The 13849-nt window shown below is 46.8% G+C and carries 10 protein-coding genes and 1 pseudogene; 7 read left to right on the forward strand and 4 right to left on the reverse strand.

Annotated features, from left to right (window positions below; translation table 11 throughout):
- Positions 1–58 precede the first annotated feature (58 nt).
- A pseudogene (locus tag MIC7113_RS39160) lies at positions 59–379 on the forward strand (DUF4340 domain-containing protein); the annotation flags it as partial.
- Here MIC7113_RS39160 and MIC7113_RS37925 read toward each other — a convergent pair.
- From MIC7113_RS37925 to MIC7113_RS04380, 4 genes are all read right to left on the reverse strand, one after another.
- Entirely contained in the window at positions 283–672 is a 390-nt protein-coding gene (locus MIC7113_RS37925; protein WP_172642210.1) for a hypothetical protein, read from the reverse strand. The pseudogene MIC7113_RS39160 and the gene MIC7113_RS37925 overlap by 97 nt on opposite strands.
- Entirely contained in the window at positions 603–839 is a 237-nt protein-coding gene (locus tag MIC7113_RS37930; RefSeq protein ID WP_172642211.1) for a hypothetical protein, read from the reverse strand. The genes MIC7113_RS37925 and MIC7113_RS37930 overlap by 70 nt, the downstream gene beginning before the upstream one ends.
- 47 nt (positions 840–886) lie before the next feature.
- A complete protein-coding gene (locus MIC7113_RS04375) occupies positions 887–1975 on the reverse strand; it encodes an endo-1,4-beta-xylanase (RefSeq protein ID WP_015180959.1) in 1089 nt (362 codons plus the stop codon).
- Positions 1976–2286: 311 nt separating this feature from the next.
- Positions 2287–4440, reverse strand: coding sequence for a polyribonucleotide nucleotidyltransferase (locus tag MIC7113_RS04380; RefSeq protein ID WP_015180960.1), 2154 nt, complete (start codon positions 4438–4440; stop codon positions 2287–2289).
- 208 nt (positions 4441–4648) lie between these two features.
- Between MIC7113_RS04380 and MIC7113_RS04385 the strand changes: the two genes are divergently transcribed.
- The 6 genes from MIC7113_RS04385 to gshA all read left to right on the forward strand — a co-directional run bounded on the left by MIC7113_RS04385 (position 4649) and on the right by gshA (position 13786).
- Positions 4649–7879 carry a DEAD/DEAH box helicase gene (locus tag MIC7113_RS04385; protein ID WP_015180961.1) on the forward strand — a complete coding sequence of 1077 codons (3231 nt, stop codon included), beginning with the start codon at positions 4649–4651 and terminating at the stop codon, positions 7877–7879.
- Between the two features lie 55 nt (positions 7880–7934).
- Entirely contained in the window at positions 7935–8348 is a 414-nt protein-coding gene (locus tag MIC7113_RS04390; protein WP_041780450.1) for a nuclear transport factor 2 family protein, read from the forward strand.
- A gap of 65 nt (positions 8349–8413) precedes the next feature.
- Positions 8414–9250, forward strand: a complete 837-nt coding sequence (locus tag MIC7113_RS04395) for an SWIM zinc finger family protein (RefSeq protein ID WP_015180963.1) — start codon at positions 8414–8416, stop codon at positions 9248–9250.
- A 484-nt stretch (positions 9251–9734) separates the two neighbouring features.
- On the forward strand, positions 9735–11246 hold the full coding sequence (locus MIC7113_RS04400; RefSeq protein ID WP_015180964.1) for a tetratricopeptide repeat protein: 1512 nt from the start codon (positions 9735–9737) through the stop codon (positions 11244–11246).
- Positions 11247–11611: 365 nt separating this feature from the next.
- Entirely contained in the window at positions 11612–12529 is a 918-nt protein-coding gene (locus MIC7113_RS04405; protein ID WP_015180965.1) for a histone deacetylase family protein, read from the forward strand.
- 105 nt (positions 12530–12634) lie between these two features.
- A complete protein-coding gene (gshA, locus tag MIC7113_RS04410) occupies positions 12635–13786 on the forward strand; it encodes a glutamate--cysteine ligase (protein ID WP_015180966.1) in 1152 nt (383 codons plus the stop codon).
- Positions 13787–13849: the final 63 nt, after the last annotated feature.

Genomic DNA, 13849 nt, shown 5'->3' on the forward strand with positions numbered 1-13849 from the left:
CACCGCTCAAGAAACTTTGGAATTTGATCGAGTCAGTGGGAAAACAACGAATTGGCGAATGAAGCAGCCTAAAGAGGCTCCAGCAAGTGATGCGGCTGTCGCTTTTTTGTTGAATTTGCTAGCAGAAGGAAAAAGCGATCGCTCTTTTTTTGTGCCGACAAAAGATCGTCAGGAGTATGGATTTGATCAACCCTTTGCAACTGTCAAGGTACAGCTAAATAATAAGGAAAATTATCGGTTAATTTTAGGCAAACCCGACTTTAATCGCAGTTTTATCTATGCTCATGTAGCTCCAGCACCACAATCACAATCACCTGAGCAGTTAAAAGTTCTGTTAGTCCCGATAGACTTTGAGTATGCCGTAAATCGCCCGATTTCGGAATGGCAGAGCCAATCGGAAAAACCTAAGAGTCCAACACCATCACCAACTTCTGCAAGTCCCAAACCTTCACCATCAGCGACTGCAAGTCCAAAGGTATCACCGACTTCTGCAAGTCCCAAACCTTCACCATCAGCGACTGCAAGTCCAAAGGTATCACCGACTTCTACAACTCCCAAACCTTCACCATCAGCGACTGCAAGTCCGAAGGTATCACCGACTTCTACAACTCCCAAACCTTCACCATCAGCGACTGCAAGTCCGAAACCTTCACCAACTTCTGCAAGTCCCAAGCCTTCACCATCAGCGACTGCAAGTCCGAAACCTTCACCAACTCCAAGTCCCAAACCTTCACCATCTGCTGAGAAGCCGAAACCTTCACCAACTCCAAGTCCCAAACCTTCACCATCTGCTGAGAAGCCGAAACCTTCGCCAACTCCAAGTCCCAAACCTTCACCATCTGCTGAGAAGCCGAAACCTTCGCCGACTTAAGACCCTGATACTATGCTACTTAGAACTTAAAACTTCTTTAAGGGCGTCGTAAGCCGGCTTGGGGCGATAAGAGGCATCAAAAATGAGGGGTGCCTCTACCTCGCCCGTTACATCAGCAATCCAAGTATATCGGTCTGTAAATCCCCAAGTAATGAGTGCTGTACATTTTTTAGCCTGTAAACACACCCTGAGGAGATCACTATAAGCTTTCGCTTGTTTTGCCAAACGCTCTTCTAAACTCCCTTTACCATCCTGAATTTTCATGTCCAATTCAGTGAACTGCACCGCTAAACCCAGTTGATTGAAGCGATCAAAGTTTTGAGCAAGGGAGTCCAGCTTCGGTAAATAGCTTAATCCTAAGTGAGATTGGAAACCGACCCCATCAATCGGTACACCACGCTGTAGCATCCCTGAAACTAAAGTATAGACGCCATCTGACTTTTGATTAATCTCCTCCGTCATGTACTCCCCATAAAATAACTTGGCTTGTGGGTCAGCTTCATGCGCCCACTGAAAAGCCATATCAATATATTCAGGGCCAATATTTCGCAGCCAAATCGTATCACGCAAAGAGCCATCTCGATTGATGGCTTCATTCACGACATCCCAAGTAGGAATTTGACCTCGATAACGACCGACTAATGTTTTGACGTGGGTTTCTAAAATTTTGATCAATTCGTCTCGGCTGAAGTTGCCTTCATTAATCCATTTAGGTAATGAATAGTGCCAGACCAAAGGATGACCGCGCACTTCCATATTATTGTCTTTGGCAAAGTTGATTAATGTATCGACTTGACCAAATTCGTAGCGATCAGGCGTTGGATGCACAAACTCAAATTTCCAAGCATTTTCGGGTACTAAGATTTCAAACTCGCGTGCTAGAACCTCTCGGTAGTTGGGATCGTTCATGAAGGGACCCAAGTTGACTGAGGTACCAATGCCTATTCCTCGCTTTTGAGCCAGGGAACGCAGCGAAGGCTCGGATGTTTCTGCGGTGGGTGCGGCTGAAGGGGTTGCTACTGATGGTGCGGCACTGCCCCTAAATAACATCAAAAAGGGCACCCAGACAAAAACAATTAAAGCAATTAATAGACGGTACTTCATACAAGTATCTTTAATCTTATTTTTTGATGAGTTTTGAATTAAACATTGGATTTCATCCTAAGAATTAAATGTAATTTATTTAGAAGACCTAATTAACTCAAAACTCATAAATTTTAATCAAGGCTGAAGTGTTAAGTCTGAAGTATAAAAATATTCAGAATTAACACTTTTTTAGAGGTCAACTTTCCTACCCATTCACAACAGCTAACGGTAGGTTTTTAGGTAAAAATCAACCTTTACTTATAGCGAAAAGAATGAAGATTGTAACGCTTCATCCTTCTTACTTCATCCTTGCTAAAAGGGTTCTATGTCTAGGTCATCGCTGCCGCTTCCCGCGCTGCTGCGGCTTCGTCTGGGTGAATGCCTAAACGAGTGAGATTGACGCGCCCTTTACTGTCAATTTCTCGAACTTTAACCACAACTTCATCCCCGACCGCGACCTCATCCTCTACTCGACCGACGCGATAGTCCGCGAGTTGAGAAATGTGGATCATGCCTTCTTTCCCAGGCAGCAATTCTACAAAAGCACCAATGGGAATAATCCGAGTGACGCGACCAGAATAGACATCCCCTTCATTCAGCTTCCGGGTCATGCCTTGAATGATGTTAATTGCCTTTTTGGCCTTTTCACCATCGACCGCAGAAACGGTAATCGTACCGTCGTCTTCAATATCCACCTTGGCCCCGGTTTGTTCGGTAATCCCCTTAATGGTCTTACCGCCAGGTCCAATCACCAGACCAATCAGGTCTGGATCAATCCTCATCGTTAGCAGGCGAGGCGCGAAAGGCGACAACTCTGTACGGGGTTTGTCTAGGGCTACAAGCATTTTCTCCAGGATATGCAGTCGCGCCGGTCGGGCTTGCTTAATGGCTTCGGAAATCACATCCATCGACAAACCAGTGATTTTCATGTCCATTTGCAAAGCCGTGATCCCGGTATCAGTACCGGCGACTTTGAAATCCATGTCACCCAAAAAGTCTTCAATGCCTTGAATATCGGTGAGAATCCGGACTTCATCCCCTTCTTTAATCAGACCCATGGCTGCGCCACTCACTGGCTTCGTCAGGGGTACGCCAGCATCCATCAATGCCAGGGTAGACCCACAAACCGAACCCATCGAGGTCGAACCATTGGAAGAAAGTACCTCCGACACGACCCGAAGGACGTAAGGGAAGTCTTCTTGGGGGGGTAAGACGGGGACTATCGCGCGTTCGGCTAAAGCACCGTGACCGATTTCCCGGCGTCCGGGCGATCGCATCGGTTTGGTTTCCCCAACTGAATAAGGTGGGAAATTGTAATGATGCAGATAGCGCTTATCTTCTTCGGGGTTGAGGTCATCCAGCTTTTGAGCATCGCCTGGGGTTCCCAAGGTTGCCGTGGATAACACTTGAGTGAGTCCCCGGTTAAACAAAGCACTGCCATGGACTCGCTGGGGCAATAAACCGACCTTACAAGAGACGGGGCGCACTTCATCGAGTTTGCGACCATCAACCCGAACGCCTTCTTCAACAATCTGACGGCGCATCAGTTGTTTGGTAATGTCTTTGAAAATCTTGCCGACTGCTTTATCATCTTCCGTTGCGGCGACTCGAACCGGTTCGTCTTCGGGTAATTCGGCGATGGCTGCCACAACCGAATTCGCTTTGATTTCATCTAAAGCGGTATCCCGACTGTGTTTGTCGAGGTCAAATTGCGAGAGAATTCCTTTGATTTGAGTCGTTGCGCGATCGCGGATAAATTGCTCTAGGGTGGTATCTCCCACCGGTGGTTCGGCGATGGTCACCTCAATGCCTAAAGATGCCATCAACTCGCGCTGGGCTTCAATTAAGTCCCGCACCGCCTCGTAGCCAAAGTCGATCGCCTCAATAATATCCTGCTCTGGCAGTTGGTTGGCACCGGCTTCTACCATAATCACGCCATCGGGGGAACCGGCGACGATCAAATCCAAGTCTCCCGACTCAATTTCTCTGTACGTTGGGTTGATGATAAAGTCATCACCGACTAAACCGACTCGCACGGCTGCCATCGGCCCATAAAATGGAATCTTGGCTTGTAATACTGCGATCGAAGCTCCCGTTACCGCCAAAACATCGGGTGGTACCTGTTCATCCATGGACAGGGTAGTTGCTACGATTTGAATATCATCTCGAAGCCAACTGGGGAATAGGGGGCGCAGGGGACGGTCAATCAGACGGCTGGTGAGCGTCACCTTTTCTGGCGGACGACCTTCCCGTCGCAGAAATCCACCTGGAATCCGACCAGCCGCATAGAGTCGTTCCTCGTAATCAACCAACAAGGGAAGAAAATCTATGCCTTCTCGGCCTTGGGCGCGTGTTGCTGTTACTAAAACTGCCGTGTCGCCCGACTGAATCAGCACGGAACCACCGGCTTGTGGGGCAAGTAGACCCACTTTCAGTCGAATATCCCGTCCGTCGAAGGATATTGACTTGTCTAACTCTACCATTGAGTACTTTGTCCTTCTCTCTATCATGTTCTTTTGTATGTTGCAATCGTAACACTTATGTACTAAGGCTGACTGGGGATAGATGATCGTTATTTAAGAGGTCAAAACAATAGCAGACTGGAAAATGAGTCATTAGTTAGAAGGACTAAATTTAAGCACTTCAGACACGATTATTGGCGTTTGGTACATAACTCAAAATTTTTTACAGATGGCGATTTTACAGGGCAGTTGGATATCGGGTGGAAATAGTGGGCATCTCTTCATTTGGGGGGAAACCTGGCGTACTAAGGCCTCTTTAGGGTCTTCATCTGCAAATGGTGCTTTATCTCATCCCTTCGCAATGACGCAGGCGGAATTAACGTCTTTTTTGCGTTTTCATCGTCTTTCTATCGATCAATTTATCGAAACCTCTGGGAGTTCTCGCCCAAATCGCCATCAGCCGGTGCAACAGAGTCAACCCAACAAATGGCAAGCTAAAGTTATAGCTTTACCGACCCAAACAGCATCCCCGGAAGGGGCATATCCCCTACTGTCTACCCAAAGCCTATTAGACAATAGCGATGACCCACCTCTAGAATGGCAACTCTGGACAGTCGAAGGGTTTTGCCTGGAACCTGCGGAGGCGGTAAAACTCCTACAAGCGCTACCCCTTGGCTCTTTTCAAGCCGCTGACGCTTATGTGGGAGGCTCACTGCGCTTTTGGTCACAAGTCATGCGGTGGAGTTTGGATCTGCTGAGTCGATGTAAGTTTTTACCGGGATTGTACCGACAACCCAATGGTGAGGCGGTTGCAGGTTGGCAACCCCTACTCGACAGTGCTATAGACCAAGCGCGTTTAGAAAAGTTTACCCAACTTATGCCCTCGTCTTGTCGAGCTTATCAGGAACTAGGGACGGGAGACGGCGGACAAGGGGGACAAGGGGGACAAGGCAGAGACTTGACGGCTTTATCTGCCATCCCCCCTGAGGAATTACTACTAGCTTTCTTGAGTTGTGTCGTTGATGTTCAAGTGCGTCATTGGGTACAAGCTCAAGCTTTGCCAGAGACAGAATCCACCGTACAAGAGTGGCTGCGAAGTCTCTCCATAACCTCTGATCCCCTTGAGGCACCTCCCGAAGCGGTAGCCAGACTAGAAGCCGCATTACAAACCTGGACAACTCCACTCCAACAAAACTTAGTTGCACCCACCTCCCAAAGCTTAAGACAAAATCTATGGCGCACCTGCTTTGCGCTCAAACCCCCAACTGCGGGCGAAACCAACTGGCAGTTGGAATACTGCTTACAAGCCGTGGATCATCCAGACTTTTTGGTAGATGCCAAAACAATATGGAGCCAGCCAGCCGAGCAATTGCAATATCAAGGACGAACCATTGAGCAACCTCAGGAGACATTCCTCAGAGGTTTAGGATTGGCTACCCGCCTCTATCCCCCCATCGAACCCAGCTTACATCAACCCCGTCCTCAGTCTTGTGAGCTAACGCCCATCGAGGTGTATGAGTTCATTCGGGCGAGTGCTTGGCGGTTACAAGACAATGGTTTAGGAATTGTCATGCCACCCGGATTAGCGCCGGGAGCAGGAGCCAAACGCCTGGGAATCAGCATTAGTGCTGAGGTGGCACAATCCAAGCAGAAAGAGCGTTTGGGGTTGCAAAGCCTGCTCAAGTTCAAATGGGATCTGGCAATTGGCGATAAAACGATCTCGAAAAAAGAGTTTGATCGCCTGATGTCGCTTCAATCTCCGATTGTAGAAGTCGGTGGCGAATGGATTGCTCTGCAACCCTCCGATGTAAAAGCCGCTCAAGCTATTTTTGCCACCTCCCAAGAGGAAATGACGCTGCGTGTAGAAGATGCTTTGCGCCTCAGTACGGGTGACACCACCACCCTGGCAAAACTGCCAGTGGTTAAATTTGAGGCATCCGGGGCACTGCAAGAGTTGATTACCAATCTCACAGGTAATCAATCGGTTGAGCTGATTGAGACACCCGAAGGTTTTCATGGCACTTTACGACCTTACCAATTACGAGGCGCTAGTTGGCTGGCTTTCTTAGAACGATGGGGCTTGGGTGCTTGCCTCGCGGACGATATGGGATTGGGAAAAACGATTCAGACTATTGCCTTTCTGCTGCATCTCAAACAGCAGGAGGTATTAGAATCACCCACGCTCCTCGTTTGCCCAACTTCGGTGTTAGGGAACTGGGAACGAGAAGTTAAAAAATTTGGTTCCTCTTTAAAAGTAATCGTTCATCATGGGGATAAACGACTCAAAGGCAAAGCATTTGCTAGAGCCGTTAAGGATAAACAATTAGTGATTACCAGCTATCCCTTACTGTTTCGAGATGCTACCACCCTTGAGGATATTTCCTGGCAAGGTGTGGTGTTGGATGAAGCCCAAAATATTAAAAATCCATCAGCGAAGCAATCAAAAGCTGCCAGGGAACTCAAGGCAGGATTTCGGATTGCCTTAACGGGGACACCCATAGAAAATCGCTTGTCCGAATTGTGGTCGATTTTAGATTTCCTCAATCCAGGGTATTTAGGTAATCAGCAATTTTTTCAACGCCGATTTGCCATGCCCATTGAGAAGTTTGGGGATAGGGATTCGTTACAAACTTTGCGATCGCTGGTTCAACCTTTCATTCTTCGCCGCCTCAAAACAGACAAAGACATCATTCAAGACTTGCCTGAAAAACAAGAAATGAATGTTTTCTGTGGTCTTTCTGCGGAACAAGCGACCCTTTATCAAAAATTGGTGGATGAGTCTTTAACTGAAATTGAATCATCTGAAGGGATTAAGCGTCACGGGTTGATTTTGACATTACTCCTAAGACTCAAGCAAGTTTGTAATCATCCAGCACAATACCTGAAAGAGAAAAACTTAGGAGAGGCTAAGCGCTCAGGAAAATTACTGCGCCTACAGGAAATGTTAGAAGAGGCAATTTCTGAAGGCGACAGAGCTTTAATTTTCACTCAATTTGCGGAGTGGGGCAAACTTCTCCAACCTTATTTAGAGAAACAATTGGGTTGGGAAACGTTGTTCTTGTATGGCTCAACGAAGAAACAACAACGAGAGGAGATGGTTGACCGTTTCCAAAACGACCCTGAAGGTCCAAGGATTCTACTTCTCTCTCTCAAAGCGGGTGGAACAGGTCTTAATTTAACACGGGCTAATCATGTTTTTCATGTTGATCGATGGTGGAATCCAGCCGTAGAAAATCAGGCAACGGATCGTGCGTTTCGGATTGGACAAACCCGAAATGTTCAGGTGCATAAATTTGTCTGTAATGGTACGTTGGAAGAGCGAATTAACGACATCATTGAGAGTAAAAAACAACTAGCCGAACAAGCCGTAGGCGCGGGTGAAGATTGGTTAACCGATATGGATACAGACCAGTTGCGATCGCTCTTACTGCTTGACCGTAATGCGGTAATTGATGATTAGCTTTTCTTCTACCTTGAAGTTCCATTTGTTCAGTATCCAACGATTAGATTTTTATATGGAAAGTAGACCTCCCTTACCTCCATTTACCCTAGAAACAGCTAAAGCCAAAGTACAGGCAGCAGAAGATGCCTGGAACACCCGGGACCCCGAACGAGTATCCTTGGCTTACACCGAAGATTCGGTTTGGCGAAACCGGGCAGAATTCTTCACCGGACGGGACAAGATTCGAGAATTTCTCACTCGCAAGTGGAACACCGAACTGGACTATCGGCTCAAGAAAGAATTGTGGAGTTTCACCGATAACCGCATCTCCGTTAAATTTGAGTACGAGTATCACACGGATTCGGGTCAGTGGTATCGTGCCTATGGCAATGAACAGTGGGAGTTTGCTGACAACGGACTAATGCGACGACGGGAAGCCAGTATCAATGATTTGCCCATTCAGGAGTCGGAACGTAAGTTTCGTTGAGAACGAATTCGTTTCTATCCCTCGAACTATTTTCTACATACTTAAGAATTAATAACTGAGGAAACGTGACTAACTACGAAATCGATTCTCCTCCTTGGTGGGTGCAACAATGGAATGATTTGCTCAACTCCTATCGCTTCAAAAAGCGTTTGGAGCGAGCGCGTAAATATGCCAAAGAAGGTAATGTTCTGAGTATTGAGTTTAAAGGGCCAGAAGTATTAGCCAAGGTACAAGGTACCGCGCCAGAACCCTATGAACTTTCCTTGTCTATCGACCCTTTCACGGAGGAAGACTGGAATTATATTGTGGAAACAATGGCTCAAGAAGCCATTTACTCGGCTCAGTTATTAGCTGGCGAGATGCCCCACAATATTGAAAAAGTTTTTACGGCAAACGGGTTGAGCTTGTTTCCGTTTACGTTATCGGATATCCGATCGCGGTGTAGTTGTCCTGACCCCCAAAATCCCTGTAAGCATATTGGAGCCGTTTACTACCAATTAGGCGATCGCTTCAGTGAAGACCCTTTTGTCTTGTTCCAATTACGCGGACGGAGTAAAGAACAAATTTTAGATAACTTGCGTCGCTTGCGGAGTAAAGATTCAGAGGGGCAGGAGTCTAGTACAGGCGTCTCACCGACCTACTTAGAAGAAAAGGAGAGTACACCCCTCATCCCCAATCCCTCAACGGGGCTTGACATTAAGCAATTTTGGCAATATGGAGAACCACTTGATTCTTCTCTGGTTGTGATTGCGCCACCACCAGACAACCGCACCGTTCTCGATGTTTTAGGAACGATTCCCTTAGCCTCTACTGACGCTCAAGCTGTAAGACAGTATCTAGACAAGGTTTATCCAACCGTGGCGCAGCAGGCTGTGATATCGGCGCTTAATCGAGACGCCTAAAACTAATCTCGTTCGCTACTTGGTTATATAAACTACCAGTGATGGGCAATGGGTCATGTGATACCGTTGCCTATTTCCTATTCTCCATTGCCCTGCCCACAAAGTCCGCAGCACAAAATCAACCACTAGGCTATAGAATTTCTTAATAATAATTAAAGATTTGATAAAGGTTACTCCATTGGGTTGCTGCTCATCAACAGATTGACCTATGATGCTAACGATGTATTACAGCTTATTACTAGTTTTTTTACAAAAGCCTCCCATTTCTCAATCAAGTCTAATAGCTGTAACCTTTATTTAATCTAAATTGCCAGCTCTATTACTCCAAGCCGAAACGGAGACATAGCACGATAAATCGTAATACGCAACATTCGTATTACAAAAAAATATAGGTGATTCAGGAAACTGAAGAGCGGCTGCATGGTAGCAACCTACTTCTGACGCTCTTTCGCACTTCCCGCTCTACACATCTACTCAATTTTCTATGGGTACATTGCAGCAATCGCTAGACACCGATTTGGTTGAATCATCTAGGCTGTCAGAAGAGAAGGCTTGGGAACGACTAACAGAACTAGTGGGTGCCGAACGACTTTCACCCCATGACTTATGGAAACAGCATGTTGTATCCCAACTGTTTGAATGCTTAGGTTATCAACCGTTGGGATTGGAGTTGGTGGGGCGGTATTTAGCGGAAAATCCCAATGTGTCCTGGGGAGAAATGTTAAATCAGCTGCAAGCCCAGCGACTGAAAGAAGAAGCAATCAACCCCTCAGAAGTGGAACTACAGCTAACCCTTAATACAGCACAGCGCGGAGTGAAAGCGGCATTTGAATTAATTTGGCAAAACCTTGATTCGACGACACAGCAGGTTAGCGAGTTCTTAAGTTTGTTTGCACCGGAAATGATTCCCTGGCAACTCGTTGAGTTTGCCAGTAAACCGTTAAATTGGGGAAAAGAAGACCTCAATCGAGCCAAACATCAACTTGAAAAATGGCAGCTAATTCAGTTAATTGAATCTAGAAAGGATTACTACAAAATACATCCTTTAATCCGGGAATTCCTTCAAACTAAACAACAAGTATCAGAACAATCTGACAAACTCAAACGGTCGTTTATCCAGACCATGGTAATCATTGCACAACAAATTCCTGACTCTCCCAATCCTAAGGAGATTGAGTTAATAAAAGATGCGATTCCCCATTTTGTTGAAGTAACTCAATCGCTGACCGAGTCGGTAAGAGATGAAGAAATTCTTTGGCTCCTTGATCGATTAGGTAACTTTTATAAAAGTCAGGGATTATATGAAATTGCCAAAGCCTGGTTTCTGAAGTGCTTACATGTTGCCAAATGTCGCTTAGGAAATAACCATCCTGATGTTGCCACCAGTCTAAATAATCTGGCAGGACTCTACTATGCACAAAGATGTTACGGAGAAGCCGAATCCTTCTACTGGCAAGCTTTAAAGCTTAGAAAAAAATTGTTGGGAAATAATCGTCCTGAGGTGGCGACAACGTTGAATAATCTAGCATTACTTTACTATGCTCAAGGACGTTACCAAGAAGCAGAACCTCTGTTTGTGGAAGCGTTAAAAATCAGAAAACGCTTCCAGAGAAATTACTCCCCAGATGTCGCAGCGACGTTGAACAATCTAGCATTACTTTACTATGCCCAAGGGCGTTATCAAGAAGCAGAGCCTCTGTATGTGGAAGCTTTAGAACTGAGAAAGTCTATTTTAGGCACTCATCATCTTGATGTAGCGACAACACTCAATAATCTAGCCTCCTTGTACGATGCTCAAGGACGCTATCAGGAAGCAACGCCTCTGTTAATGCAAGCTTTAAAGGTCAGCGAACAGGTCTTGGGCAGTGATCATTCTAATACTATTATTTTCCGGAAAAACTTGGTAACGCTTCAATCTAAGCTGGAAGCTAGTAATTTTTGGCAACCGAAGAAGTTGAGGAAAAAGATTTTAACATTGGTGCGGCGAAAAAAGTAATCTGAGATCTTGCACCATTCTCAGTAAGCACATAACCCGCCAAGAACTTAAGTTCTACAGCGAATAGCTCAAGTCCACTCAAGTGGACTAAAATGCTCATCCAGTCGTATGAAGACGACTTCGACTATGAGACAGTGCTTAAAATCACTGACCGTTATTGCCACTGGTGCAAGATCTAAGTAAGAGGACTTTATCTAGGCAAACAAATACTCAAAATCAGAATAGGCAGCCCAGGCGAGCGGAGGAGCTGAGGAGCATTATTTTAGATATCAAGATAAACTTTCTTCACCCTTGTTTAAAGCGTGCACAGTTGGGATACTCCCAAAATAATCTGCGTAAATCTGCGGTTTCAACTCCTCAGCCTCATGGACTTGCCAATCATCTACCATCCCGACTACGTCGCCCCACTCCCAGAGGGACATCGCTTTCCCATGCCCAAATTTGGGAAACTCTACGAACGACTTCTGAACTCGCACATTGCCACCCTAGACCAATTCCATACCCCGGAAATCCCCCCAACTGAATGGATTGAACTTGTCCACACCTCCGATTATGTCCAAGCTTACCTGAAAGGCACCCTCGACACCAAAGCCCAACGGCGTATCGGATTACCCTGGAGTTCTGCCCTTGTCAAGCGCACCTGCACCGCCGTCGGTGGTACCCTCCTCACTGCCCAACTCGCCCTCAAGTATGGCTTAGCCTGTAATACCGCCGGGGGAACCCATCATGCCTTTCCGAGTTATGGCTCAGGTTTTTGTATTTTTAACGATTTAGCGATCGCAGCGCGTGTCCTGCAACAACAAGGACTCGCTCAAAAAATTCTCATTCTCGACCTCGATGTCCATCAAGGAGACGGTACCGCCTTCATTTTCCAGGATGACCCAACTGTCTTCACCTTCTCAATGCACTGTGAAATTAACTTCCCCAGTACCAAACAAACTAGTGACTTAGACGTTCCTCTCCCCGAAGGCATGGAAGACGACGCCTACCTACAAACCCTAGCGAGATATCTTCCTGACTTACTAAGTGAATTTCAGCCTGATATAGTTCTGTATGACGCTGGAGTTGACCCTCATACAGGCGATCGCTTAGGCAAATTAGCCCTCACCGATACCGGACTCTACCGCCGTGAAATGCAGGTCTTAAGTACCTGCGTTGCCGCAGGCTATCCTGTTGCTAGTGTCATCGGTGGCGGTTATGCCGACGACTTCGATGCCCTCATCTACCGTCACTCCTTAGTTCATCGGGCTGCTAGTCATGTCTACCGTCAGTATCGACTTTAATGCCAAACTAGGGAAAGACCTTTTGTTTCGTCTTCTTCGATACATTTTTTGACATACCCTGCATTACTTACTCTCTTCGCCACTCAGCTTAGCTGAGGAACAATTGTGCTTCTATCAAAAGGCTTGGAAATCGAAATGTACACGGGTACGCCCCAAGGCGATATTGTCGGTCTCTCCGACCAGATTGTGGCGTCCCTGGATGGATTTGTGCGGGAACCGGATAGCCGCAATGTAGAATACACCACCGCACCCATCTATTCCTATGATCGCCTCCTCTGTGCCATCGTGCGCCCCCGGCAGAAATTACGAGCTTATCTAGAGCATTTGGGCGATTACACCCTACTTCCTGGTAGTACCTTGTCCTTGGGCGGGAGCGATCGCTTTTACCGTTCCGACCCGAATAATCCCTACCACGACTACATCGAACATACCTACGGCACAAAAGTTGTTACCGCCAGCATCCATATCAACGTTGGCATCTCTGACCCAGAATTGCTGATGCGGGCTTGTCGATTAGTACGAGTGGAAGCCCCCCTATATCTAGCTCTGAGCGCCTCTTCTCCCTTTTTGGATGGACAACCGACTGGCTCTCATTCCACCCGTTGGCAAGTTTTCCCCAAAACCCCGGCAGACGTTCCCCTGTTTGAAAGTCACGCTCACTTTATTCAGTGGACAGAAGACCAGCTTAAGCTCGGAACGATGCAAAATGTGCGTCACCTCTGGGCATCCGTTCGACCCAATGGCAATCGACGCCCCTATGACCTCAATCGCCTAGAACTGAGAATCTGTGACTTGATCGTCGATCCGATCGCTTTACTCTCGGTTATGGCACTACTGGAAGCTCGCATTGCTCAACTGCTTGCCGATCCCACACTAGACCCACTCGAACGTAGTACATTCCCCGCCTCAACCCGTGCGGCTGACCTGGTGGCGCTGACGGATGCCAACGAAGCTGCCGCTGCTCAATCGAGCTTAGATGCTGAACTCAGGCATTGGCAGGATGGGAGAAAGATTTTGGCGCGGGATTGGATTGAGGAAATTTACCCCGAAGCTTGGGCAATTGCCAAACAAAACGGATTCAGTTGTTTCCTCTCACCCCTCAAGAAAATTCTCCGGGAGGGTAATACTGCCCAGCAATGGTTAAAACTCCACGCCAGTGGACTCGACAGTCGAACGATCATCATGCAGGGTATCCAAGCGATGACGGTTCAAGAACGGGATCTTGAGGATAAGTTATGTCAGCTATTAGTGGCTTAGGGGTGTATCACGCAACCCCCGGTTTACAAATCAAAATATCTAATAGGTGTTTCCCAACTCTTA

Source organism: Allocoleopsis franciscana PCC 7113 (genome assembly GCF_000317515.1).
In the GTDB taxonomy this organism is placed as follows: domain Bacteria; phylum Cyanobacteriota; class Cyanobacteriia; order Cyanobacteriales; family Coleofasciculaceae; genus Allocoleopsis; species Allocoleopsis franciscana.